We start from the raw sequence: 25096 nt of genomic DNA, 5'->3' as shown, positions 1-25096 counted from the left end.
GACCTTAATTATAGAAGGGGAAGGGGGATACAGGGGAAGAGAGGAGAGTGCGATCGCTATCTAATATCGTTTCTGCAAAATCTGGCAACACATAAAAAAATCTCCGTGTCCCCGCGTCACCATCTGTTACTTTCTTTTGGAGAGTTAGTATAACACCAACCAAGAGTAAACTATTCCACTATCAGATTGGTAAACTAGACTCATCTCTACTCTGAACTCAGAACTTATGACTAAAAAAGCTAATCCCTCAAGCACTGGTGGTTGGCGTGAATTTGGCGATGACACCAACGCCGCAGCATTTGAACGTGCGGTGGAAGAACTTCCTCCCAATCAACAAAATATTCGCATACAAGCGACTCGTGCCGGACGTAAGGGTAAAACAGTCACCGTAATTACTGGTTTTCAAGCAAAACCAGAAACCTTAGAAAAATTATTAAAGCAGTTAAAAACACAGTGTGGAACTGGTGGCACACTCAAAGATAGGGAAATTGAAATTCAAGGAGAACACAAGCAAAAACTTCTAGAAATTTTAGTTAAATTGGGTTATAAAGCAAAAATTAGTGGTGGTTAATGTCAAGTGTTTATTGCCGTAATTAATATAATTTAATGAGTGTTATTCTTGACTAATGAAATACTTATTTATACGTTATTCGACTCGTTCTCAATTTAGTTCAGTGCGGTTTACCGAATACTTGCCGAAATCCGAATCTCTCATGTTGATATTAACTTAAGAAGTATCAGCAGACTTCATTGAGACTACTGTTAATCATCAGGCGATAATTTTAGGAGATGAAAATGGATTTAGTAAGAATTATTTGTGCAATCTTTCTTCCCCCATTGGGAGTATTTTTACAAGTTGGTTTGGGAATGGATTTTTGGATTAACGTACTTTTGACGATTTTTGGGTTCTATATTCTCGGTATTGTCCATGCAGTCTGGGTAATTGCCAGAAAATAGACTAAATCACCTATTCCCTGGAAAGCCGGTTTCTCAGTGAAAATCCAGAAACCTGCTTTCTTCCACAATAGGAAATAATCATATCGGTTAAGCAAAAATGGCTATTCGCGGTTAGCTTTTAGCTATTTCCTATCCCCGAAATTATTTTATAAATCAACTCTTAGATATAAATACTGATTTACGTGCAGCTAGTTTTGGTATAATTGCTAAATTATTTGTTTGGTTGGCGATCGCATCTGCAAAGAGTGCTTCATATTCTGCTAAGGCATTAGCGAATGAATATTGTGCGATCGCAAATTTTCGTCCTTTTTCACCTAATTCTATCGCTTTAGCCGAGTTTTTATATAAATCTAAAATAGCTTCCGCCAGCGCTTGGGGTGATTCTGGCGCAACTACAATCCCACCACCACTTTCGCGAACTGCTTTTGCTGCTGTCCCTTCGCTGGGTACTGATGCAATTATCGGACGACTGCTTGCTAATAATAAAGGAATTTTAGAAGGCATATTAAAACAAACAACATTGCATTTTTGCAAAATTAATCCCACATCTGCTGCTGCTAACATTTGTGGTAATTTTTCCCTAGCTTGTAGAGGTAATAATAAAACATTTTCAGCATTGTACTGACGACAGCATTTTTTCAAATTTTCCAATGCTTGAACTTCACCAACAATCACAAAAACAATTTCGGGAATATTTTGTAAAGATGCAGCAGAGGCGATCGCAGTTTCTAAACCCTGTGTGAGTGCAATATTCCCTGAATAGAGGACAACAAATTTATCTTCCAAATTATGGGCGATACGAAAAGGATTATTTAATTTTGGCAAGGGACGAATAAAATCAACATTCACCCAATTTGATATACAGAAAATTTTCTGAAAATTTACATCTTTTTTCACTAAATGCTCGATAAAATCTTCCGCAATTACACTGATATAACGTGCTTTTTTATAGGCAAATTTCTCTAGGTCTGATAAAGCGCGAATCATCAACTTATTCTGAATTAATCCCACATTTTTCGCTGCTTCTGTGAGAATATCTTGGACATTCAGTAATACTGGACAACTATAAAACCAACCGAGAAAAAATGCAGGTAAAGTCACAAATAATGGTGGCACGGTTACAAAAATTACATCTGGTCGCCACCCTTTTAGTGCTTGCGGTAAACTGCTAGCAACAAAACTCAATTCCAGTAATAGCCGATCCAGCAAATTTGGCTTTGACTTAATCCGCAAAAAACACCGTTGGATTGTGACACCATTTCTTGTTTCTGTAACATACCATTTATGCCGATATTCCTGGTAAACTTCACGTTCAGGATAATTTGGCATCCCTGTAATTACCCTGACTTCGTGACCTTGGGCAACTAATCCTTCTGCCAATTCTGTCATCAAGGGAGCAATCCCTATCGGCTCTGGATAATAGTTGTAGGAATAAATGAGAATGTGCATTTTTGCGATTCATAAATTTGGTAGAGTCTGCCAGAAAGCTTTTGCTCTCATGCACTTTGGTAAAAAATTAGATTAATTTAGATTTTTTTGTCAGAGACGATGGCAGGTAACAACAAGGACTTGTGCTGTCACATCAACATAGGCGTTCCCCTTAATCCCCATCACCTATATGACTAACCGGCAAATCATGAGGCTAATGTAGCATTTTAAACAATAAGCAACAACATTAGCGCAGCGCAAATATGAACATATTAAATTTACCCGTATAATTTCTTCATAAACAAATGTGAGAAACCCGGAAATCTTAGGCGCAAACGAGGACACTCAACACTGAACTTGAAACTGCGATCGCCAAAACGGAAACCTCTACTCTCAACAAACGTCGTTGCTAATTATGAGTCGTTTGTCAAGGGTCATTTATTAATTGGTTGCTAGTGAAAGTTTATGGTTAATGGCAAATTACCCAAGCCCGTTACGCAATCAATACACCAAAAAAGTCCGAGATTTGGGTAATATATAGGAGCTATCTTTTCTGCGTTCGCGTAGCGACTCCCATGAGTATCGCAGATGATTCAGCACCGCTAGCGCATTACCCAAAGGAATCGAACATGCTGACTTTAAAAATCGTTGTATATATTGTTGTCACCTTTTTTGTAGCCCTCTTTGTCTTTGGATTCCTGTCGAATGACCCTGCTCGTAACCCTGGTCGTCGGGATTTCGAGTAATCACTCACATGATTGTCCGCTACTGCCGGGAGGCGGGAGACATAAGATACCCACTTTAAAAAATATGGTTGCGCCAAATGCACGACAGCCTTCTGTTTAAGTTGGGAAACCTACGAATATTTGCCTGGAAACGACTCTAGGCGATGTCCTCGCCTACGGTAGCCTGAATAATTAGAATACTAATTAGGTGGCTTGCCAAAAGCTAGGCACAAGTAAAAGTCGGAAGATGAAATGCTAGTCATGGTTCTTCCGGCTTCAAGTTTGGCTGTCTATTAAGCTTAGTTATGCTGCAATTATGCTCCATCAAGTTCTGCCGCCACCCCACCCTGCTGTTAGCGAAGTTGCCCAAGCTGTAAATGATGTTGCTAGCTTGGCAAATCGATCGCAAGGTCAATCTAAATCAGAAACACCACAGGATAAAAGTCATCAAAAAAATCAAACTAAGTCCGCAGGAAATGGAGAGCGGCTAAATAACGCTGACATCAAAATCAGCCAGCAAACTATTGAGGCTTTAGCGAAACCAACTCAACCGGAAAAATTTCCACCAGAGTTTACACCGGAAACCATTAATCAAAGTAGTGTTAGTCATAATGCAACTGCGCTGGGGGAAGTTCTATCTGTTGGATATCAACTAGCGCCGAATCATCGTCATGATGTTGGTGACACAAATATTATTTTTCCAACCGCAGCAACAGCAGATGTTGCCGAAACCGTAACTAAGAGCCGGAATTTAGCGCAGCCAAAAGCAGAGGTATTGGTAGAAAAGTTAGCTCAATCCCAGAAACTGACTAGTAGGAAGGATGTTGCTAGTAATGTTAATTCTAGAAATGTTAATTCTAGAAATGTTAATTCTGGAAGTGTTAATTCTAGAAATGTTAACGCGAAGAATCTAGCAATTCCAAATCCTCAAGATAGAAGAAGCCTTGAATCTAAAAATCTGGAACCTAGCCAAGAGAATTCTGCAACTTTCCCATCAACTCAACAACCTTTAAAAGTTGAATTTTACAGCCAAGAGCAACAAAATTTTCCTTCGACAATAGAATTTAAATCGCGAGACGTTGAACCCACAACACCAACCACGCCACCCAATAATCAAACTCCACAACCAAATCAAACCCAACCACCAACAACTACCCCTAATCAACAACAATCGCCGGAAACAAGAAGAGTTGTAGAAGTAATTTCCGATCGCCAGGAATATGACGAACAGCGACGGGTGGTAACTGCTGAAGGAAATGTTGTTGTGCGCTTCGATGGTGCGGTTGTTGATGCCGATCGCTTGCAGGTTAATTTGGATAATTTGATTGCCGTGGGCGAAGGAAATGTGGCACTCACACGGGGCGACCAAGTATTACGCGGACAGAAGTTTACGTATAATTTTATTCAAGATAACGGCGAACTCGAACGTGGTAGTGGTGAAGTTTTCATTCCCACAGCTGGTACTGATTTAGGATTTGCCCAACCCGGCACACCCAGCGCCACAGTCGGAGTCCAAAGCCGACCTTTGAGCGATCGCATTCGCCAAAATCAACCGCTAACTGGTATCAGCAGTCCGGGGGGAATTGATATTAATGTTGGTGGACGTGCAGATGCCAGCAATATTGTCACTCCCAAAGAAGGTGGACAAGTACGGCGAATCCGATTTGAAGCTGCACATATTGATTTTTATCCCCGTGGATGGCAAGCACGGGATGTTCGCTTGACAAATGACCCATTTTCTCCGCCGGAATTGGAAATACGCGCCAATAAAGTGACAATGACGCGGTTGTCTCCTTTGGAAGACAGAATTAGAACCCAAGGACAACGTTTGGTATTTGACCAACGCACAACCATCGGTATTCCCAAAAATGAGCAAATCATCGATCGCCGCGAACGTGACCCTTCTCCATTCCCCTCAATTGGCTTTGATGGCGATAAACGCGGTGGTGTATTTATTGAGCGTTCTTTTGAGCCAGTGAATACTGAGACTGTCAGGTTTAGTATTACACCTCAATTTTTTGTGCAAAAAGCCTTTACTGGCAGCGATAACTTTGCCTCTTTGTTTGGTTTAAAGTCACGAGTTAATGCTGTTCTCAGTCCCAAGAGTCGGGTGGAAGGAATTGCTACTTTTGATAGTCTCGATTTAAACAAAATTGACGATTCCTTGCGTGCGAGTTTACGGTATCAACAAGCACTGGGAGATACAAATCCACATCTATTGAATTTAGAATATAGCTATCGCGATCGCCTTTATAATGGCACCCTAGGATTCCAACGAGTCCAAAGTAGTTTGGGTGGGGTTTTGCTTTCACCAGTGATACCTTTGGGTAAAAGTGGTCTAAATCTTAGCTATCAACTTGGTGCCCAATATATTAATGCCAATACTGACCGCCTCGACTTACTCGAACCTAACCGCAGTAATGATCGGATTTCTTTGGGACGTTTACAAGCAAATGTGAAACTCTTTGGCGGTGTTCCTTTGTGGCAAGGGAAAGTATTACCGGCGACAGCGAATGAGGGTATGCGGTATACACCGAATCCAATTGTGCCTTATTTGAGTGCTTACGGAGAACTGAATGGGACAACAAGTTACTATACAAATGGCGATGACCAAAGTACGTTGTTTGCGACAGTTGGTTTACAAGGACAAATTGGTAATTTTTCTAAACCATTTTTAGATTATACGGGTTTTAATATCAGCTACTCTCAAGGTATAAATACGGGTTTATCGCCGTTTTTATTCGATCGCTCCGTTGATAATAAGATTATCAACTTGGGTTTAGTTCAACAACTTTATGGACCATTCCGACTAGGATTTCAAACAGCGTTAAACATTGATAGTGGTGAAAGTCTCAGTACGGAGTATTCGCTGGAATATAGTCGTCGTACCTATGGAATCACATTGCGATACAATCCAGTACAACAATTAGGTGGTATTAGTTTCCGCATCAGTGACTTTAATTGGAGTGGTGGAACTGATCCATTTAGCGATCGCAGTGAGGTTCGTCCTGTTGTTGGTGGTGTGGAACAGAGGTAATATCAGACGCGGAGATTGAGTATTATACCATGTTCTTTTGAATACTTAATTATTAAGACTGACACGGAGACTTAGAGACGCGGGGACGCGGAGAAATTTTAATTGCAATTTTGTAACATTGCTGTATATTCAATTAACGAATAACCGCTATTCTATTTATATTTATTATTTAAGCGATGCAGATATGTGCGATCGCTTTATGCGTGAGTGGCTGAATAATGAAAGATTGGCGAGCGTTGGTAGCAACCTGTGGGTTGTTGCTGTATAACTGTTTATTTATTTTTGGGGGTATGAATGGTGCATTTGCCAGTCAATTGGAGATACCGCAACTTGAGGTAATGCCTGTTATTGAGAGTATGGCGAGTGCGGATACAAAGTTTATTGAGGTTAAGGAAGATTTACGCCGATATCGAGATTTAATTCAAGATAGTCAGAAGTTAGAGGGATTATTTACTCTTTATCAAGATGAAGAGAGGGGAGGGGTGCTGCTGGAAATTCAGCCGGAACAACTCAACAAAAATTATCTGGCAACTGCGACTTTAGAATCGGGAATTGGTGAAAGTGGAATTTATAGCGGACTTCCTTTACAGGATTTTTTATTTTACTTTCAGCTTGTCCAAAATCGCTTACAATTTGTTGTTAAAAATGTTAAATTCCGTACGGATAAGAATGCTCCAGAAGTTATTTCTCTCAAGCGTTCCTTTAGCGATTCTGTATTATTTTCTCTCGATATTATTGGGATTGAACCTCGTAATAAAAGTCTTTTGGTTAGTTTAGATGAATTGTTAATGCAGGATTTTCCGGGGTTAAATTCACTGTTAAAACATTCACTTCATGCTGATTATCAGTTAGACCCCAGTAAGTCTTATTTGAGTCAGATTCAGAGCTTTCCCTTAAATATTGAAATTGACTCGAATTATGGTTTTTCGGCTCTAGAAGGGGCAACATATTTAGAGACTTTACCTGATAGTCGTTCTGTCACTTTATCAGTACATTATAGTTTTTCCCAATTACCAGAAAATAATGGTTATATTCCCCGACTTGCAGATGATAGAGTTGGATATTTTATTACTGCATTTCAGGACTTTTCGAGTCAGAACAAAGATGATATTTTTGTCCGCTATATTAATCGCTGGCATCTGGAACCAGTCAATCCACTATTAGCGATATCTCCACCAAAAAAACAGATTATTTTTTGGATTGAAAACGCCGTTCCTTTAGAATATCGTGATGCGATTAAAGAAGGGGTTTTGATGTGGAATCAAGCATTTACTCAAGCTGGATTTGAAAATGCGATCGCAGTTCGACAAATGCCGGATAATGCTGATTGGCATCCCGCAGATATTCGCTATAATACAATTCGCTGGTTTAATTCTTTGGATGCAGGATTTGCACGGGGACCAACAAGAGTTAATCCGCTTACAGGGGAAATATTAGATGCTGATATTATTATTGATGCTGGTATGGTGCGGGCAGTTGAATCTGAATATCGTGCTTTAGTAGGGGTTGATTCTGTTAGTTTGATGGAGGATTATTTCAAGAATCAAAAATATAATTGTGGAGAAGATAGGGGAGAAAAGTTTTTAAAAACCAATAATTCTTCCCGTAATGACTCTTGTTATGGTGCTGATTTATCTTTTCAAGCTTCGATGGGAGTATTGGCTTCATCACTATTACCGGATATGAACACAAGTCCCCAGGAAAAGCATGATGCTGTGCAGAGTTCTCTCCATAAATATATCCACGAATATTTACGCTATCTTGTCGCTCACGAAGTTGGACATACTTTAGGTTTGCGCCATAATTTTCATGGTAGCACCATGTTAGCACCACAAGAGTTAAATAATCCGGAGATTACCCATACAAAAGGATTGGTAGGTTCGATTATGGATTATTTACCCGTCAATATTGCCCCCCAGGGAGTACCACAAGGTGACTATTTTCCCACAATTATTGGTCCTTATGACGAGTGGGCAATTACTTACGGATATAAGCATAACCTGACATCTAACCCCATCAACCCGGCTGAAGAAAAGAATTTTTTAGCACAAATTGCCACTGCATCTCCGGAACCAGAATTATCCTATGCGACGGATGAAGATATCCGGGATATTAATCCATTAGCTAATGTTTGGGATATGAGTAGCAATGTCTTACTTTATTCACAATGGCAGTTAGATAATGCCCGGTTAATGTGGGATAAGTTAGATAAAAACTATCCTTTGCAGGGTGATAGTTACAGCAATTTGCGTGTCCTATTTCAGAGAATTTTTAGATATTACGATCGCAATGCATTTCTACTTGTAAAATATATTGGTGGGCAATCTTTTACACGTAATCATACTAGTGAAAATACGACCCAGAAAAATATCCAGTATAGTTTTGTTCCAGTTCCTAAGTTAGAACAAGAAATGGCATTGTCTAGGTTAATTGATTATGTGTTTGCGGAGAATGCATTTAATTTTTCACCACAATTACTCAATCAGTTAGCACCATCACGATGGCAACACTGGGGTAATTATATACCTACTGCCCGACTCGATTATCCCATACATGAGCGAATTTTTGAACTCCAAAGCGCAATATTGCGATCGCTTTTTGCAGGGGAACGTTTACATCGCTTGTTGGATATTGAACTCAAAACCACACATAATAATGCACTCACAATTCCGGAACTTTTTGAAACTTTACAAAATGGCATTTGGAGTGAAGTGCTGATTGCGAATCAGGAAAAATCAATGTCTATTTCCAGTATTCGCCGGGCAATTCAACGCGAGCATTTACATATTTTACTGGAAATGGTGTTGCGAAAAGTTGAAGTTCCTGAAGATGGGCGGACAATTGCCTGGTATGAACTGCGTCAACTCAAAAAAGCAATTAGTCGAACTTTGCGAAAGTCGAAAAATCTTGATTTATATACCCTTGCACATTTAGAAGAAAGCAATTCCCGTATTCATAAAATACTCAATGCTGAATTAAAAACCGATTAGATTAGTTACTTTACTTCATGAATTGCTGTTGGACAAATTGAAAAATCTGCACAAATTTTTCCTCTAACCACAATAGTAAACTATCTAACCATTCTAAAATGACTTCTAATGGGTGCTTGTCATAAGTCACCGTATTTACTTGAACTTCAATGACATCAATCTGCTTGTTAATTGGTATTTCTTGTTGCTCATTTTGACTATCCCAACTAGGAATTGGAGAAATTCTCGAAACGTTAGTTTGGCTAACAGCTATTTTCTGAGAATTAGGAGAGATATTTTGCGGTTGAGATAGAGTTTGACTTGATTTTTTTATAGTAGCTAAATTTCCACCTTGCTGATATTGTTTTAAGAGTTTTGGTGTTCTCAACTTCCCTGGTAAACGTGGATTTTCGGTTTGACTATCTCCTTGTTCTTCATCATCGAGAAAAGTGACATCATCACCAAATAAATCATCAAACGTTAGCCAAGGATCATGACAATTATTTTCTGGAATTAGGTCTTGATGCTGACTACCAGGTAAAATTCTGAATGCCCGACTTCGAGGAAAACTCTTTACTGTTGTTTGCCGACTAAATAATTGATTGTTAAAATTACTATCTAATTCAGTCGAATCACTAATTTGATGATTTGAAAAACTAAAAAAGTAATTTATTGCTTGTCTAATTAAGTTCTTAATTCTCAAACCTGGTATATTCAGATTTTGATTCTCTAAATGATTACTCTCATGTGGAGAATCAAGATTTGGAGTAATTTCACTACCATAAACAAATATCTGCAACTTATCTTGAATAACTTGGAGTAATTTAACACCCTCATCCTTGACTACTAAAGCAGCGCGAGATACTGGCACTAAAGTATTGGATTCCAACTTGGCAATTGTTGCATCAATTAATTCTAAGGAAATCAGTTGATTTTCATGCTCGTCACTTTTATTAATATTATCTGTACTTTGTGGTAAGCTACTCTGATTTCCACCTGTCATTTTTTGTAATAAATGCTCTATTTCCGTTAAGGATTGTAGATTTTCTGGTGTATCCTGTTTGAGGTTATTGTCTTCATTATCTACATGACTATGCAAAAACGATTGTTTTTTTGGTTCACCAGATTGAAGTTGCTTATCGGCAGAATCCACAGCATTTTGAATCAGCATTAAAACCGGATAAATAAAAGCTTGTAAAGACCAACCTGTTGTCACTTTGACTTGTCGCCAAGTACGTCCAACGCGATCGCTCAATTTTTGAGTCCGACGATGAAAAAAGTTAAATAATCGGCTTTGATAACGTCCAGAAGCAAACGGCATAATTTTTTAGGGGAAGAGAAGTATTTAGATTAATTCAACTTCAATAAACTTAAATTAAATTTATCAGTTTGGTATATTTATGTATTAAATTCAATAGTTATTAATTAATTTAGTTATCGATCGCAGCTAATTTGGTCTGTGATTTCATTGCCTAATCACGAAAATATATTAACTGAAATATGACATCTTCTGTATCCACAGCCGATATTCAAAAGATTAACGCCGTAATTGAGCAATTACGGGCATTATCCCAAGTCGATGTCCAACATTCTTGGCGATACTCGGAAGTTGATTTTACCCCCGACGAAGTTTTTGCTGCCGATATATCAGCTTGGAAATGCGCTCTGATTAATGAAAAAGGACATATCGCTAGAGATAAGGGGCGAAAAACCTTGTGGCTCGCACAAACTATTGTAGTACCTCACAGCTTGCATTCCTGTTATCCACTACAAGATTTATCATTGCGCTTGGCTTTGGTATGGTGGGCAGATGCAGCAGAGGTTTATGTTGATGGTAAGTTGGTTTGTGCAGGCGATTTATTCGATTTCTCCCCACGAGTATTATTAAGTTCCCAAGTAACTCCCGGCAATTGCTTTACCGTGGCAATCCGGTTAGTCACTCCAGGACATGATCAGGGAGCATTGATGCGATCGCGTCTTTTATACGAAAATATCAATTATGATGCCCTTGATACTGGATTCATCGCCGATGAAGTTGCTGTTATTCAGCAGTATTTAACTAATTTTGATGCTGAAAGGTTGTGTCTTCTCCAAGCTGCACTGGCTGAGGTTAACTATTACCTGGGTGATAAAAGCAAGATTGATTGTGAACAATTCCCCAAAATCCTCTTCGGACTCCGTGAAAACTTGAAGGAGTTTACATCCAACATTTTCCCATCCAAAATCTTCCTCCTAGGACATGCACACCTGGATATGGCTTGGTTATGGCGGGTGGAGGAAACTTGGCGGGCTGCCCAAAATACTTTTACATCTGTTTTAAACTTACAAGCAGAATTCCCAGAATTGATTTTTTGCCATTCCACCCCAGCTTTATATGCATGGGTAGAAAAAAACCGTCCCGATTTATTTGCCAAAATTCAAGCCCAAGTTCAAACAGGGAAATGGGAAGTCCTCGGCGGTTTCTGGATAGAACCCGATTTAAATTTGATTTCCGGTGAATCCATCGCCCGACAATTACTTTACGGACAACGTTATACCCAAGAAAAATTCGGCAGGATTTCACCGATTGTTTGGGTTCCCGATACCTTTGGTTTCTGCTGGACTTTACCCCAATTTATGCAGCAAGCGGGAATAGAATACTTTGTCACCCAAAAATTACGCTGGAACGACACAAATAAATTTCCTCTGGGTGCTTTCTGGTGGCAATCTCCTGATGGTAGTCAAGTATTTAGTTATATGTCTGGAATCATTGGTGAAGGTATTGACCCCATCAAGATGGCAGCATATGCTTGTGAGTGGCAAACTCAAACAGGTATTGGCGATACACTTTGGCTTCCTGGTGTTGGTGATCATGGCGGTGGTCCTACCCGTGATATGCTGGAAGTGACTCAACGCTGGCAACAGTCTCAGTTTTTCCCAGATTTAGAATTTACTACCGCCGAAAATTATTTACGTCATCTTCAGGAACTAGGGGAAGGGAAACTAGACATAGAAACTAACCCCTCTGCTTTCCCAACTTGGAATGACGAACTCTATCTCGAATTCCATCGTGGCTGCTTCACTACCCACGGCGAACAAAAGCGCTTTAATCGTCATTGCGAAAATCTATTATACGAGGCGGAACTATTCGCAACTTGGGCAAAATTTGCCTGTGGCTTAGAATATCCTCACCAAAAGCTGGAAACTGCTTGGAAAAAGCTCTTATTCAATCAATTTCATGATATCTTGCCTGGTTCCTCAATTACAGAAGTGTATACTGATGCCTTACCGGAATGGCAAGAAGTAGAAACTACAGGAAGGAAAATTTTACAAGATGCTTTCCAAGCGATCGCTTTCCAAAGCCCTTTACCAGAGCCACCTTACCCCGGTGCAATCCCAGTTTTTGTCTTTAATTCCCTCAACTGGCAACGCTCTCAAGTTGTAACTCTCCATTTATCTAGCAACGTAACTGACCCTGGCATTTTTTCTACGGATGGTAAACAATTACATCACCAACTCAGTAAAACGTCGAAACTCCTATTCTTAGCGGAGAATATTCCAGCGATTGGGTATAAAATATTTTGGCTATTGCCAGAAAAATGTAAAAACTCCAATAGGGTAGCCCAATTTAACACTAGCATTTTGCGCTCAAAAAATAAATTAATATTTATTCCCGAAAAGATGACCTTAGAGAACGAATTTTTGCGGGTGATTGTAGACAAGCAAACAGGAGATTTAACTAGTATTTTTGACCGTATAAATCATCGAGAAATCCTCAATGGAGCCGGAAATCAATTACAAGCATTTCAAGATAGTGGTCAATATTGGGATGCCTGGAATATAGACCCAAATTACCCACAACATCCCCTACCTGCCTCAGAACTAAAATCAATCGAATTCATCGAGCAAGGCGAAATTCAAATCAGTTTGCGGGTAGTGCGCCAAATCGGGCGATCGCAATTTCGCCAAGACTATATCTTGGAAACAGGTTCCCCCATCCTCAAAATCGTCACACAAGTGGATTGGCAAGAACGTCATGTCATGGTGAAAGCTGCCTTCCCCCTGACAATTACATCCGACTTTGCCACCTACGAAATTCCCTGCGGAGCCATTCGTCGCCCCACCAAACCCCAAACCCCAGTAGAAAAAGCCAAATGGGAAGTGTCAGCTTTGAGATGGGCTGATTTAACAGAAGTTTGCCAAGAAGAAATTTCTTTGCGTCTCTCCCCATCCCCATGTCTTCCTTCTCCCTGCCAATACGGAGTGAGTTTACTCAATGACTGTAAATACGGTTATGATGCCACACCAAATCAACTACGCTTAACATTGCTACGTAGTCCAGAATGGCCCGATTCCGAAGCCGATAAAGGTATTCATGAATTTACTTATGCTGTATATCCCCATGCGGGTAGTTGGGAAGCAGCACAAACAGTTAGACAAGGATATGAATTAAATTTGCCCCTACATGTGGTTGTTGGTGACAATATTGATAATTTCCCACAAAATGCGATCGCAGACCCATCTTTACCAAATGTTCCCAAACCCAACAGTATTCAAGATGGCGTGAGTTTCCTGAACTTATCTGCCGAAAATCTCGTATTAATGGCATTAAAACCAGCCGAAGACGACCCAGAAACAATAGTCATACGATGTTACGAATGCCATGGCAAATCAGCCGAAATGCATTTTAGCAGTGATTTCGGCTGCACCTTAGCAATACCTGTTGATTTACTCGAACGTCCTTTATCTAACAGCGATTTCTCATCTCCGCAAAATATCGTTACAATTCACCCTTGGAAAATCACCAGCTTTAAGGTTATTGGGTATAGAGAATAAATAACTATTGCTTGATTATTTATTTCTCAACCGATTTAATCTTCATGATCGTCAAAAGGGTCTGCAAGTTGTTTGGAAGGAGGACCAAACGACAAGTAGATAGACATAGCCGTAACGGCAACGACTATAACGCTTACGGATAGAATCATCACCGTTGCTGGTTCCAGATTGCTAAGAGATGTTGCGAGTTCCATATTTAACTGATGGTTTATGAGTGCTATTCTTATAGAATATTACAGAAAATTAAAATTGGTTCGGCAATCAATCTTAGGTGAACTATGGCACAACGGACGCGGTTGGGAGATATTCTCAGACCTTTAAATTCTGAATATGGTAAAGTGGCTCCTGGCTGGGGTACAACCCCTCTCATGGCGGTTTTTATGGGGCTGTTTTTCGTTTTCTTGCTGATTATTCTGCAAGTCTATAACAAGACAATTGTGATTGAAGACGTACTAGTTGATTGGCGCAGTTTAGGCAGCTAATTAAAAGACACTGCATAAATGCTTGGAACACAAGCTCACTTGAACCCGGCATCACCGGGTTTTTTAATTTTTGCTCAGTGATTGCTCATTGATTCGGGATAGCCATTGACAACAAACTGAAAAAAATCGGTTTCTGCCACCAAATCCCAACCAGAATCACAATCTGTTTCCTCAAGTTATCGTCGAAGAGAGAAACAGGTTTCTATATTAAAATTTATATATCTATGGGAGAAAGCTATGAATGTTTTTGGTATCGGTTTGCCAGAAATGGCTTTAATTATGGTGGTAGCACTATTAGTATTTGGTCCCAAAAAATTACCAGAGATAGGTAGAAGTATGGGTAAAGCGATTCGCGGTTTCCAAGATGCTTCCCGCGAGTTCCAAGACGAGTTTCAAAAAGAAGCTACACAAATACAAGAAGCTGTCAAAACCACTGCGGAAATTGAACCGAAGCGAATCGAAGCCACACAGAAGGAAGAAGCCTAGGGAATATGCCTTGAAGTTGTTGTCACAGCCAGGAGAAAGGGCAACCTAGGGATGAAATATAAATGTCGATTAGTTGAGATAAATGACGGAAACTGCTACTAAAAAAACTCTGGTAATACCCCAGGTAATAGTTGGATTGGGAAATCCAGAACCAAAATACGATCGCACGCGCCATAATATTGGTTTTGCGGCTGTAGATGCACTATCTCGTACCTGGAAAATCCCTGTTTCAGAAAATCGCAAATTTCAGGGAGAATACGGGGAAGGAATAATCCCCAAAGGCGAAAAAGTCCGTCTCCTCAAGCCTCTCACCTACATGAACCTCTCCGGACAATCCATTCAATCAGTCATAAACTGGTATAAACTAGCCCCAGAGTCAGTATTGATTATCTATGATGACATGGATTTACCCTTGGGGAAAACAAGATTGCGATTATCGGGTTCTGCTGGAGGACATAATGGCATGAAAAGTGCGATCGCACATCTGAATACTAACAATTTTCCCAGATTACGTATCGGTATTGGTAGACCAAAAAATGACAAAGTCGAAGATATAGAAACTATCTCCCATGTATTAGGTAAGTTTAATCCATCAGAAACTCAATTAATGAATGATGTGCTGGACTTTGTGGTGGAATGTGTGGAAATGTCCATCAAACAAGGTGTTGAAAAAGCTATGAACAAATGTAACAGCAAAACTATTACTGTTGCTGACCAGACAAATTTAGATTAAATATTTGTAATAATTGTTCTGCTTCACCCACCTTCTTGCTCTGGCGGAGTTTGGTAATTCGTAATTCAGCGATTCCACATGATTGAAATTGCAGATTACGAATTACAAATTTATATTTAGTTCAATATTAATCCTATGGTTCATGAGCGAGGCAAAATGCTAGCCCTAGAAACCAAATTTAAATTATTTAAACCGCCGTTTGCGTCGAGCAGCCACGGCTTTACGCTTCTTTTTTTCTAAGGGTGTCTCAAAATGTCGGTGATACTTAACGTCTGCTAAGATTCCTGCCTTAGAAACCTGACGTTTGAATCGACGTATAGCTGAATCTATGCCTTCGTTTTCCCCTAAAAGCACTTGGGTCATTCTTTTTCCTCATTTCAACATCTTTAATTGTAATAGTGGAGGGTTGAATGGGGAATAGGAAGCAGTCAGTTTAATCATAAGGGGGGAGTAGGCAAAGCAGATAAAGAGGCTTAGAAGGAGGTGTAGGGGCGAAGAAGGAGTAAAGTTGATTAAATGCCTCACCATATACACTGCTTCTATGGTGGTAAAGAAACAATTCTCCAAAATAAAGTAACAGATGCTGACGCGAGAACCCACAGATGGAGGGAGGGACACGGAGATTTATTTGATGTGTTGCCAGATTTTGGAGAAACAATATAACTTGAGAATAGATAATATGTATACAGCAAGAAAAAAGCGAACTTCTTTACAGAAAGCTCGCTAGTCAGCTGAGGGAAAATTGTAATCCTGATCGCATTTTGACAACTTTAAGATTGAGGAGATAGAGCTATCATCATTTATCAAGATAAACACACAAGTCGGTAGCAGCAATCACTCGATTTTGGGTGCGATCGCTTTTAGTTAATTTTAGGATTGGCAACTTAACTAATTATCAGTAAAATCCGCAGGTGATTATATTTACTAGCTATATTAGTTGCTCAGTATATTTGTCCCAGACAACAAACTTTTAACTTTATAAAGATTGTAGTGTCTCCTGTTTATGCATCTAACAATCGGGTTAAGTCTTATTTATCGAACTGAGAATTTCAACTATTGATTACAGCAATCATGATGCATTCCATCGCCAATAAAATATATGAAACGACTTAATACTTACATTTCATTTTTGGTGATGCAAGTATTTATACTTCTACTTTACCAAAAAAATATAATCAAATAATCTTAATATTCCTGGATATTAGGGGATGAAAAAGTATATTTTTAGACGAATTATCTAAATTGCATAAAAATTGTAATCGAGATATGCTAGATACACTTAGTTATATGTAAAGCTTCCAAAGAATATTTTCTAATTTTTATAAATCTTTATCCGTATATTTTTGGATACCTGCGGCAACGAAATGTAAAGTTCATGTAAGGCACTTGACTAGGTAGAAAACAAGCAATGGTAGAGTCAGTTATTATTATCAATATTTTGCTTTCGCTAATATTGCTACATGTAGCTTGGCGATTATGGCGAATTCGGCTGTCGCTGGCAAAAGCTGCAAACGCTCTAGTAGCAGCCGAGCATAGTACCCATAAAGTTCTTGCCCAAGCACCTAATTTCATCTATGTAGGACAACGCCACATTTCTAACCTGCGATTAAGAAATCAAGTATTAGAATTGCAAATTCAACAATTACGACAGGTTTTGAACTTACTGTTACTGATTTCGCAAATTTGGCAGCGTTATTTTCGGCTTTATTTTTGGAAATAGGCGTAACAACGCCCAAATTTGGCAACTTTCACCGTTGATTGATTGTCAGAGTGACTAAATTAAGTAATATACCTTTAAGGCGTGCAATGTGTTTGAAGACGCATAAAATGGGTGTAAGAAAAGGGAGAAGAGAATGTCTAACAATAATTCTGGAAGATTTATTGGTGGTTTAATGCTAGGAGCTACAATTGGAGCCTTAACAGGGTTATTGGTAGCACCGCGTACAGGACGCGAAACTCGCCAAATCCTCAAAAAATCAGCAAACGCGCTCCCAGAATTAGCGGAAGATTTATCGACAAGCGTGCAAATACAAGCCGATCGCATTTCGACAACAGCTTTGCGTAATTGGGATGATACATTAGATAGACTAAAAGAAGCGATCGCAGCTGGCATTGAAGCTAGTGTACGCGATCGGCAAGCAATCAGAAACCAGGAAGTCGAAGAAGAATCCGACTCTGAAATCCTTCCTCAACAAGCTGACACCTAAGCACACCCATACAATAGTAGATACAGTAGTAAACCAATATATTATTTAAGCACTGCATCACCGTGACTGAACCCCTGTTTTGGCTGGGATTATCCCTACTTTTTGTTGCGATGAGTTTGGCTGCGGTATTAATAGCCGCCATACCAGCATTGCAGGAATTAGCACGCGCCGCTCGCAGTGCTGAAAAGTTATTCGACACCCTTGCACGAGATTTACCACCCACCCTTGATGCGATTCGTCTGACGAGTTTGGAAATAACCGACTTAACTGATGATGTCAGCGAGGGAGTTAAAAGTGCGGGACAGGTAGTCAAACAAGTTGATCAAAGTCTTGATGTTGCCCGCAAACAAGCTCAGAATGTTCAAGTAGGGACTCGTAGCTTGTTTGTTGGTGTGAAAGCTGCTTGGAAAAGTTTTACACGTCCCAAAGCAACCAAGCGGACTCACGAAAAATACCCTCAAAATTCCAAAACACCCCTACCTTTACGGGAAGAATGGGAATACCGTCCAGACAATCGCCGTCTAGCTAGTGATATGTACCGTAACGGGGATAAATATGAAGAACCTGTTGCTTGGGTAAATGGCTATGAAGGGAAATTTGATGAGCGAGATATGCACCCCAAGTCAATCAAGCCTGTCGTTGGCGAGAATTGGACAGAATCCGAGTCATAATCGGGGAAAGGGACAAGGAATCAATAAATCATGTTGGGTGAATTAGTTCCCCGTCTTCCAATACCCCTATTTCTATCAACCTTAATCAACCGAACTCAAAGCTCTAGTGTCCCACATCACCACATTATGGTTGTGATGACTAGTATGTTCGTTTACCACTGCCGGTACAAATGTAGGAAATTGGTGCATGGCAATCAACTTCGCCAAAGTCTTCTTCAAGTGGGTTCTGGGTACAATTTCATCCACAAACCCGTGCTGGAGTAAATCTTCAGCAGTTTGGAAATCATCAGGTAATTTTTCCCGCAAAGTTTGCTCAATCACGCGCCGACCAGCAAAACCAATCATTGCTTTCGGTTCTGCAATAATAATATCTCCGAGCATTGCAAAACTAGCAGTAACACCCCCTGTCGTGGGATTAGTTAAAACAGGGATATATAGTAAACGTTCATCATGGTGACGTTGTAGCGCTCCTGATATTTTCGCCATTTGCATGAGTGAGAGCATTCCCTCCTGCATCCTTGCGCCACCCGAAGTACAAATAATGACCACAGCATAACGTCTTTCTGTAGCCTGTTCAATTAAGCGGGTGAGCTTTTCCCCCACAACCGAACCCATACTCGCACCAATAAACCGAAAGTCCATTACACCCAGTGCAACTGGTAAGCCTTCGATTTCCCCCAAACCAGTTTTGACAGCATCAGCCAAACCGGTTTTTTGCTGCATATCCCGCAGACGGTCAATGTAGGGTTTGCGATCGCGAAATTGCAAGGGATCAGCTGGACGCAAATGCTCATCGATTGCTACCCAAGTATCTGCATCAATCAGTTGCTCGATACGTTCATCACTATCTACCCGGTTGTGATGACCGCATTCGCTGCAAACCATTTGATTTGCCTTTAAATCTTTGGTATAGGATAATACGCCACATTTAGGGCATTTATGCCACAGTCCATCAGCAATTTCACGTTCTTGACGTTCTGGGGTTGTAGAACCTGATTTTCGTCGATTTGCAAACCAATCTAACAGAGACTTTAAACCGCGTGATTCTTCGTTGTTTGCCATTTTATTTCTTATGCAAGTGGGTAGTATGTTGTCATTTATCGTTTGCCATTTGTCCTGTGTTTAAGACTAGTGACAAATGACCACTGACTGATGACTATTTTTCAAATTAGCCTTTTAAGCAACTCAGACCATATTTTTCTTCTTTGGTTGCCAGCTTAACGAAAATGTGCGCTCCAATTCAAGTATCTTCTGTGTTTTCAAGGGAATTATTGAACAGTTAGCTTAGTCAACAGTAATCGGTAAACAGCATACATAATCACTTGGGTATATCCCCAGTAATTAATGTCCATACATCAATATAATTTTACAGGTTTAAATCCTCCACCATACACTGTCATCAATAATTACTGTTGGAAACTGTAATACTGTCAATGAAATTAAGTCCATACTGAATTAAATTAGCTTTTTCATTGTGCTGGCTCGACAACCTTTATTTAAGCCCAGACAACGAACACCACCCCAGACAATCAGTTGTTGATTAGCACTAGCCGACAACTAGCGACACTAGACATACAGGTGATGGCAACTATCGCTTCCTAGAAAAAGTCACGACTTGTAACCTAATACAGACCTGTTGCTGGTTTATTCACTAGTTTGGCTATGCTTACCAATAAGCGCTCGTTGTGAAGAGGATAATCCAAGCTACACGATGATACTATCAAAATCTTAAAAATAAATGGGGTAATGAAATTTACAGTTGCGAGGTGTCGCCAAGTGTGCAGTTAATAATTCATCATTAATCACTCAGTACGCAGCACTCATCGCTTCCCAACATCCTCGTTACTGGGGAAATAACTTTAAATAACTAGATATCAGAATTTCGCCAATAAAAAGAGTAATTACTGAACCAAGTGCAAGAAAGGGTCCAAATGGCATTTTCTGTCCCCATTGTGTTTGGGCTGTGGGAGATTTTTGGGTAAGCAGCATTGCAGCACCTCCAACCACTACACCGATAACACAAGCGATAAAACTAGCTAAAAGTAAATGCTTCCAACCTAACCAAGCACCCATCATTGCAGCTAGTTTGGCATCTCCTCCCCCCATTGCTTGCTTGCGAAAGAGAATCGAAGCTGTAAATGCGATCGCATCAAATAACCATATTCCCACAGCCGCACCTAATATGGCTAAAAATAAACTATTAGCCCAATTATTAGAGTTGCTCAAACCGAAAATAGTCTGAAAAATAATTCCCAAAACCAATCCTGATTTTGTCAGTGGATTGGGCAAAGTCATTGTGTCAAAATCAATTAAAGATAACGCTAGCAACCAACTGCAAAAAACCCAATAACCCAATGTCAGTGACGAAAATTGAAAAGCCCCAAAAATTACTAAAAACAATAACCCCGCAGCCAATTCAACCACAGGGTAACGCCTAGAAATTCGATTTTGACAAAAACGACAACGCCCTTTTAACCACAACCATCCCAACACAGGAACGTTATCATAAGCTTTGAGTTGGTTCAAACAGTGCGGACATCGCGAAGGCGGGAAAAGAACCGACAAACCAGCCGGAACCCGATACACGACTACATTTATAAAACTACCAATAGATGCTCCCAAGGCAAAGACAACAAAGTTTGCTGGGATTAACATCAAAATATCCATAGATTAATCAGTCATTTGTCTTTAGTCCTGTGTCATTTTTAATTTGTTATGTACAATTTGTCACTTGTATTCTGTAAGTCGTTATTGGTATTGTGTTACTTGTAACTTTTTGTGGGTATCTGGGTAAACACAAAAAACAACTAAATCACTAAATAACCAAAAAACAATAAATCACTTTCTGGGAATTCAACTCTCACCAGCATTAAATATGTACCAATGCCTAATTCCTTAATACATACACGACTCAATTTGACTTAAAGGTACAAAACACTCTTCAGGTAACAAAGCTGGATTGTGGATAAAAATTACTTTACCGCGATGGTTAGAACGGTTAATTGCCACCCCCGCAGCATTTCCGGTAACTTCAGGATGTACTTCGCAATAGGTATGGTAAATTTGTCCAGCAGCTCTGATGAGGGCAGGGTCAATCAAAGCTGGCTGGGAACGAATGTTAGTATAGTTTTCGGGTTCTTGTCTTAAAGCGTACACAGTTTAATGTTGTTGTATTTAAGTTGATGTTTTCTCAGTTTATCCAAACACTTTTTGCTGCGATACACCCATAAGGAGTGACTATCGCCATCTTCACAAAAAGACTAGCCAAACCATAGCAGAAATTTTTGATGCCTTTATTCTTCTTCCAAGGTTTGAATTAGTGCATCGCCCATAGCGCGACACCCCAAAAGAGTCATACCTGGAGACATGATATCTCCTGTGCGTAAACCACGCTGTAATATTAGCGACACCGCTTTTTCAACATGGTCTGCGGCAGTAGGTTGATTTAAGCCGTATCGTAACATCATTGCAGCACTTAATACCTGTGCCAAAGGGTTAGCTCGATCAAGTCCGGCAATATCTGGTGCTGAACCGTGGACAGGTTCATAAACTCCAGGAGCGGATGCACCCAAACTTGCTGATGGTAACATACCAATACTACCTGTCAACATGGCGGCGGCATCGGAAAGGATATCACCAAATAGGTTTCCGGTGACAATCGTGTCGAACTGTTTAGGGGCACGAACTAGTTGCATGGCGGCATTATCAACATACATGTGGGAAAGTTCAACATCTGGATATTCTTTACCAAGTTCGGTAATCCGACTTCTCCAAAGTTGCGACACATCCAAAACATTTGCTTTATCTACAGAACAAAGTTTTCCGGTGCGTTTTTGGGCTGCGGCAAAAGCGACTCTACCAATACGCTCAATTTCTGACTCGGTATAAGCCATTGTGTTGACACCGCGTTTTTCACCTGTTTCCGTCGTGAAAATGCCCCTGGGCTTACCGAAGTAGATACCACCAGTGAGTTCGCGCACCACCATGATATCAACGCCAGCAACGACCTCTTTTTTCAAAGTTGAAGCATCGATTAATTCCGGGATAATTTTCGCCGGACGTAAGTTCGCAAATAATTCCAAACCAGCACGCAGTCCGAGTAAACCACCTTCGGGACGTTGATGAGGGGGGAGGGAATCCCACTTGTAACCACCAATAGCTGCCAATAAAACGGCATCACTATTGCGACATATTTCTAGAGTTGTAGCAGGTAAAGGTTCGCCACTAGCATCAATTGCAGCACCACCAATAGGGGCTTCTTGAAAATTAAATCCAATATCAAACTTTTTCCCTACGACTTTAAGCACGTCTACGGCAACATTCATAATTTCCGGACCGATGCCATCGCCAGGTAGAAGGGTAATGCGGAATTGCTGCGTCATAGGGGATAATGATGATATTAATAAACCAACAAATTAAATATCATACCTAGGAAGATGCACATTTTATCGAGGCGGGTAACGAAAAATCAATGTTTGTTGGCACGATTTTCTGGAATTATGTGGATTACCGATGGTAGTAAAGAAACAATAATAACTAATCCGATGATTGGTAATAGATATTTATCTACTTGTTTTGCTGGCAACAGATTACCTAAAAAATAGCTTAGAGTTTTTACTAGTGCTTGAACATCTAAAGTAAATAAAGTTTAGCTAAATTGAATTACAGAATACGCATAAGATATCTTACATTTTGTAACTTTTCCGGTTCAAAAATAAAAATTAAGTTTAGTGGATAGGAAATGCAAAGATACTTGAAAGTGCTAGGACTATTCTGGAGTGCTGCGATCGCGGCGGAAATGGAGTACAGAGTCAATTTTATCCTAGCAACACTGAGTAGTATTGGTAACTTAGCTGGAAGTTTATTTGGTTTATTCCTATTTTACCGCAAAGGATATACCTTCAGTGGTTGGTCATGGACAGAAGCATTATTAGTTGTCGGTATTTTTACTCTTCTTCAAGGATTCTCAGCAACATTTTTAGCCCCAAATTTGAACCGGATAGTGCGCCATGTTCAAGAAGGTACCCTGGATTTTGTGCTGCTCAAACCAATCAAAAGTCAGTTTTGGTTATCTGTTCATACCCTTTCCCCCTGGGGATTACCAGATTTAATCTTTGGTGGAGTCACAATTGCCTATGCAGGTATCAGACTCGGATTGGGGATTAATAATTATTTAATTAGCTTGATCCCTTTGGGGTTTGGGGTAATAGTGCTTTACAGCCTATGGTTTATGCTTGGTGCTACGAGTATTTGGTTTGTGAAAATTTATAATGTAACTGAAGTATTGCGCGGATTGCTGGAAGCTGGTAGATATCCAATGATTGCCTATCCAACAGCATTTAGATTTTTCTTCACCTTCGTGATTCCCGTGGCATTTTTGACGACAGTTCCAGCCGAAGCAATGTTAGGTAGAAGTCAAACTATATGGTTTGTAGGTGCAGGTTTACTGGCTGTAATCTTGTTTTTATTTACATCCTGGTTTTGGCGTTTTGCACTGCGATTTTACACCAGTGCTTCCAGTTAGAGATGTGTTTTTCGAGTCCATATAAAATAATCAAAATATATGAGTCAAAGTTATTTAGAAATAGCCCAACAAGGTAAAAATAATTGGTGGCGCTACTTGTTGGGAATAATTTTAATTTTTTCCTTCTGGTTGATTATTGGTAGCATTGTCACCGCTATTTTTATTGGAATTATTTTTAACTTGCGTGGTTTATCACTTGCAGATGTAGAACAGCAGTTTGAAGGATTTCTCAAGAGTGCTTCTGTAGATTCATTTATTGCCATTAATCTCCAATTTATCTTTTTCGCTGTAGGCATATTTCTCGCAGTCAAATTACTTCACCAGCGTAAATTTCTGAGTTTAGTGAGTGCCGAATCAAAAATTAACTGGAAACGTTTATTTGCTGGATTTGGAGTCTGGTTTTTAATACAAGCCATTTTAATTGCGATCGGATTAATTACCGATTCCCAAAATTATCGATTTACTTTTAACCCCTCTCAGTGGTTTCCACTTTTAATTGCGGCACTAATTCTCACCCCAATTCAAACTTCCAGTGAGGAATTATTTTTTCGTGGTTATTTAATCCAGGGTTTAAGCTGTATTACTAAAAATAAATTTTTGTTAATAGTTATTACTGGTTTATTATTCATGTTCCCCCACCTGTTAAATCCAGAAGTCAAACGGGGAGCAATATTAATGGCAATCTACTATTTTAGTTTCGGGGCGCTTGCCACTTTTCTCACTCTCAAAGATAACCGCCTGGAACTTGCTTTAGGAATTCATGCGGCAAATAATCTCAGTTTAATTTTTATCAATACTGAAGATTCAGTAATTCCCACATCAGCAATCTGGACGGTAAAACAAACAAGTAATCCGGGATTAGATTTGTCAATATTTCTGATTCAAAGTGCAATTTTTTACTACATATTCTTTGGTAGAAAACAAAGTCGCAGTTAGCTCGCATCTCATGTCAGGTTGAATATTTATTATTAAGACTGACACGGAGACTTAGAGACGGGGGGACGCGGAGAAATTTTAATTGTCAGTGATTAGCCGAACATGCTCGCAAATCCATCAAAGTCA

General features: G+C 39.8%; 25 protein-coding genes. 16 read left to right on the top strand and 9 right to left on the bottom strand.

All coding sequences use genetic code 11. From position 1 onward, the window contains the following. Positions 1–4 precede the first annotated feature (4 nt). On the bottom strand, positions 5–163 hold the full coding sequence (locus tag VB733_RS00745; protein ID WP_323338204.1) for a hypothetical protein: 159 nt from the start codon (positions 161–163) through the stop codon (positions 5–7). A gap of 63 nt (positions 164–226) precedes the next feature. On the opposite strand from VB733_RS00745, the gene VB733_RS00740 reads away from it, so the two are divergent. Then, the gene (locus VB733_RS00740; RefSeq protein ID WP_323338203.1) at positions 227–571 is read left to right on the top strand and encodes a translation initiation factor; all 345 of its coding nucleotides are present in this window, start codon (positions 227–229) and stop codon (positions 569–571) included. A 224-nt stretch (positions 572–795) separates the two neighbouring features. Then, a complete protein-coding gene (locus VB733_RS00735) occupies positions 796–957 on the top strand; it encodes a YqaE/Pmp3 family membrane protein (RefSeq protein ID WP_323338202.1) in 162 nt (53 codons plus the stop codon). Between the two features lie 153 nt (positions 958–1110). Here VB733_RS00735 and VB733_RS00730 read toward each other — a convergent pair whose 3' ends face one another. Then, positions 1111–2406, bottom strand: a complete 1296-nt coding sequence (locus VB733_RS00730) for a glycosyltransferase family 4 protein (RefSeq protein ID WP_323338201.1) — start codon at positions 2404–2406, stop codon at positions 1111–1113. A 608-nt stretch (positions 2407–3014) separates the two neighbouring features. On the opposite strand from VB733_RS00730, the gene VB733_RS00725 reads away from it, so the two are divergent. From VB733_RS00725 to VB733_RS00710, 4 genes are all read left to right on the top strand, one after another. Beyond that, positions 3015–3131: a photosystem II reaction center protein I gene (locus VB733_RS00725; protein ID WP_096613290.1), complete on the top strand. Its 117-nt coding sequence runs from the start codon at positions 3015–3017 to the stop codon at positions 3129–3131. 295 nt (positions 3132–3426) lie between these two features. Next, positions 3427–6147, top strand: a complete 2721-nt coding sequence (locus VB733_RS00720) for a DUF3769 domain-containing protein (protein ID WP_323338200.1) — start codon at positions 3427–3429, stop codon at positions 6145–6147. Between the two features lie 118 nt (positions 6148–6265). Continuing rightward, a complete protein-coding gene (locus VB733_RS00715; protein WP_323338199.1) occupies positions 6266–6415 on the top strand; it encodes a hypothetical protein in 150 nt (49 codons plus the stop codon). Then, positions 6366–9137 (top strand): zinc-dependent metalloprotease, encoded by a 2772-nt coding sequence (locus tag VB733_RS00710; RefSeq protein ID WP_323338198.1) that lies wholly within the window; start codon positions 6366–6368, stop codon positions 9135–9137. The genes VB733_RS00715 and VB733_RS00710 overlap by 50 nt, the downstream gene beginning before the upstream one ends. 10 nt (positions 9138–9147) lie before the next feature. On the opposite strand, the gene VB733_RS00705 is transcribed toward VB733_RS00710, so the two are convergent. Beyond that, entirely contained in the window at positions 9148–10437 is a 1290-nt protein-coding gene (locus VB733_RS00705; protein ID WP_323338197.1) for a hypothetical protein, read from the bottom strand. A 179-nt stretch (positions 10438–10616) separates the two neighbouring features. Between VB733_RS00705 and VB733_RS00700 the strand changes: the two genes are divergently transcribed. Continuing rightward, positions 10617–13931: an alpha-mannosidase gene (locus tag VB733_RS00700; RefSeq protein ID WP_323338196.1), complete on the top strand. Its 3315-nt coding sequence runs from the start codon at positions 10617–10619 to the stop codon at positions 13929–13931. A 35-nt stretch (positions 13932–13966) separates the two neighbouring features. Here VB733_RS00700 and psbN read toward each other — a convergent pair whose 3' ends face one another. Beyond that, a complete protein-coding gene (gene psbN / locus VB733_RS00695; protein WP_096613286.1) occupies positions 13967–14098 on the bottom strand; it encodes a photosystem II reaction center protein PsbN in 132 nt (43 codons plus the stop codon). Between the two features lie 111 nt (positions 14099–14209). Here psbN and psbH point away from each other — a divergent pair, with 111 nt between their 5' ends. The 3 genes from psbH (at position 14210) to pth (ending at position 15632) form a co-directional block, all read left to right on the top strand. Then, positions 14210–14413 (top strand): photosystem II reaction center phosphoprotein PsbH, encoded by a 204-nt coding sequence (gene psbH / locus VB733_RS00690; RefSeq protein ID WP_096610362.1) that lies wholly within the window; start codon positions 14210–14212, stop codon positions 14411–14413. Positions 14414–14650: 237 nt separating this feature from the next. After that, entirely contained in the window at positions 14651–14899 is a 249-nt protein-coding gene (locus tag VB733_RS00685; protein ID WP_323338195.1) for a TatA/E family twin arginine-targeting protein translocase, read from the top strand. A gap of 82 nt (positions 14900–14981) precedes the next feature. After that, positions 14982–15632, top strand: a complete 651-nt coding sequence (gene pth / locus VB733_RS00680) for an aminoacyl-tRNA hydrolase (protein WP_323338194.1) — start codon at positions 14982–14984, stop codon at positions 15630–15632. Positions 15633–15815: 183 nt separating this feature from the next. Here pth and rpsU read toward each other — a convergent pair whose 3' ends face one another. Next, positions 15816–15995: a 30S ribosomal protein S21 gene (gene rpsU / locus VB733_RS00675; RefSeq protein WP_096610356.1), complete on the bottom strand. Its 180-nt coding sequence runs from the start codon at positions 15993–15995 to the stop codon at positions 15816–15818. Positions 15996–16148: 153 nt separating this feature from the next. Here rpsU and VB733_RS00670 point away from each other — a divergent pair, with 153 nt between their 5' ends. The 4 genes from VB733_RS00670 (at position 16149) to VB733_RS00655 (ending at position 18510) form a co-directional block, all read left to right on the top strand. Continuing rightward, entirely contained in the window at positions 16149–16295 is a 147-nt protein-coding gene (locus VB733_RS00670) for a hypothetical protein (RefSeq protein ID WP_323338193.1), read from the top strand. Positions 16296–17040: 745 nt separating this feature from the next. Then, positions 17041–17352: a hypothetical protein gene (locus VB733_RS00665; protein WP_323338192.1), complete on the top strand. Its 312-nt coding sequence runs from the start codon at positions 17041–17043 to the stop codon at positions 17350–17352. Between the two features lie 133 nt (positions 17353–17485). Next, positions 17486–17839 (top strand): YtxH domain-containing protein, encoded by a 354-nt coding sequence (locus tag VB733_RS00660; protein ID WP_323338191.1) that lies wholly within the window; start codon positions 17486–17488, stop codon positions 17837–17839. Between the two features lie 62 nt (positions 17840–17901). After that, positions 17902–18510 carry a DUF948 domain-containing protein gene (locus VB733_RS00655; RefSeq protein ID WP_323338190.1) on the top strand — a complete coding sequence of 203 codons (609 nt, stop codon included), beginning with the start codon at positions 17902–17904 and terminating at the stop codon, positions 18508–18510. A gap of 81 nt (positions 18511–18591) precedes the next feature. On the opposite strand, the gene accD is transcribed toward VB733_RS00655, so the two are convergent. The 4 genes from accD to leuB form a co-directional block, all read right to left on the bottom strand. Next, complete coding sequence (accD, locus tag VB733_RS00650; protein WP_323338189.1) at positions 18592–19572, bottom strand: acetyl-CoA carboxylase, carboxyltransferase subunit beta; 981 nt, start codon at positions 19570–19572, stop codon at positions 18592–18594. 780 nt (positions 19573–20352) lie between these two features. Beyond that, complete coding sequence (locus tag VB733_RS00645; RefSeq protein WP_323338188.1) at positions 20353–21177, bottom strand: A24 family peptidase; 825 nt, start codon at positions 21175–21177, stop codon at positions 20353–20355. Between the two features lie 228 nt (positions 21178–21405). Further along, complete coding sequence (locus tag VB733_RS00640) at positions 21406–21666, bottom strand: hypothetical protein (protein ID WP_096610344.1); 261 nt, start codon at positions 21664–21666, stop codon at positions 21406–21408. A 137-nt stretch (positions 21667–21803) separates the two neighbouring features. Beyond that, positions 21804–22892, bottom strand: coding sequence for a 3-isopropylmalate dehydrogenase (leuB, locus tag VB733_RS00635; protein WP_323338187.1), 1089 nt, complete (start codon positions 22890–22892; stop codon positions 21804–21806). 359 nt (positions 22893–23251) lie between these two features. Between leuB and VB733_RS00630 the strand changes: the two genes are divergently transcribed. After that, positions 23252–24034: an ABC transporter permease gene (locus VB733_RS00630; RefSeq protein ID WP_323338186.1), complete on the top strand. Its 783-nt coding sequence runs from the start codon at positions 23252–23254 to the stop codon at positions 24032–24034. A gap of 39 nt (positions 24035–24073) precedes the next feature. Continuing rightward, a complete protein-coding gene (locus tag VB733_RS00625) occupies positions 24074–24970 on the top strand; it encodes a CPBP family intramembrane glutamic endopeptidase (RefSeq protein ID WP_323338185.1) in 897 nt (298 codons plus the stop codon). Positions 24971–25096 lie beyond the last annotated feature (126 nt).

The sequence above is a fragment of the Calothrix sp. UHCC 0171 genome (assembly GCF_034931845.1).
Taxonomy (GTDB): domain Bacteria; phylum Cyanobacteriota; class Cyanobacteriia; order Cyanobacteriales; family Nostocaceae; genus Brunnivagina.
This window is presented reverse-complemented; position numbering and strand designations above follow the sequence as displayed.

Bases quoted from the DNA above. Each gene is read 5' to 3' on its own strand.
- VB733_RS00730 (WP_323338201.1), bottom strand. From the start codon at position 2,406: ATGCACATTCTCATTTATTCCTACAACTATTATCCAGAGCCGATAGGG.
- VB733_RS00645 (WP_323338188.1), bottom strand. From the start codon at position 21,177: ATGGATATTTTGATGTTAATCCCAGCAAACTTTGTTGTCTTTGCCTTG.
- accD (WP_323338189.1), bottom strand. From the start codon at position 19,572: ATGGCAAACAACGAAGAATCACGCGGTTTAAAGTCTCTGTTAGATTGG.
- VB733_RS00705 (WP_323338197.1), bottom strand. From the start codon at position 10,437: ATGCCGTTTGCTTCTGGACGTTATCAAAGCCGATTATTTAACTTTTTT.
- VB733_RS00665 (WP_323338192.1), top strand. From the start codon at position 17,041: ATGGTAGAGTCAGTTATTATTATCAATATTTTGCTTTCGCTAATATTG.
- VB733_RS00720 (WP_323338200.1), top strand. From the start codon at position 3,427: ATGCTCCATCAAGTTCTGCCGCCACCCCACCCTGCTGTTAGCGAAGTT.
- VB733_RS00735 (WP_323338202.1), top strand. From the start codon at position 796: ATGGATTTAGTAAGAATTATTTGTGCAATCTTTCTTCCCCCATTGGGA.
- leuB (WP_323338187.1), bottom strand. From the start codon at position 22,892: ATGACGCAGCAATTCCGCATTACCCTTCTACCTGGCGATGGCATCGGT.
- VB733_RS00625 (WP_323338185.1), top strand. From the start codon at position 24,074: ATGAGTCAAAGTTATTTAGAAATAGCCCAACAAGGTAAAAATAATTGG.
- VB733_RS00710 (WP_323338198.1), top strand. From the start codon at position 6,366: ATGAAAGATTGGCGAGCGTTGGTAGCAACCTGTGGGTTGTTGCTGTAT.
- rpsU (WP_096610356.1), bottom strand. From the start codon at position 15,995: ATGACCCAAGTGCTTTTAGGGGAAAACGAAGGCATAGATTCAGCTATA.
- VB733_RS00700 (WP_323338196.1), top strand. From the start codon at position 10,617: ATGACATCTTCTGTATCCACAGCCGATATTCAAAAGATTAACGCCGTA.
- VB733_RS00660 (WP_323338191.1), top strand. From the start codon at position 17,486: ATGTCTAACAATAATTCTGGAAGATTTATTGGTGGTTTAATGCTAGGA.
- VB733_RS00670 (WP_323338193.1), top strand. From the start codon at position 16,149: ATGCCTCACCATATACACTGCTTCTATGGTGGTAAAGAAACAATTCTC.
- VB733_RS00630 (WP_323338186.1), top strand. From the start codon at position 23,252: ATGCAAAGATACTTGAAAGTGCTAGGACTATTCTGGAGTGCTGCGATC.
- VB733_RS00725 (WP_096613290.1), top strand. From the start codon at position 3,015: ATGCTGACTTTAAAAATCGTTGTATATATTGTTGTCACCTTTTTTGTA.
- VB733_RS00740 (WP_323338203.1), top strand. From the start codon at position 227: ATGACTAAAAAAGCTAATCCCTCAAGCACTGGTGGTTGGCGTGAATTT.
- VB733_RS00685 (WP_323338195.1), top strand. From the start codon at position 14,651: ATGAATGTTTTTGGTATCGGTTTGCCAGAAATGGCTTTAATTATGGTG.
- psbH (WP_096610362.1), top strand. From the start codon at position 14,210: ATGGCACAACGGACGCGGTTGGGAGATATTCTCAGACCTTTAAATTCT.
- pth (WP_323338194.1), top strand. From the start codon at position 14,982: ATGACGGAAACTGCTACTAAAAAAACTCTGGTAATACCCCAGGTAATA.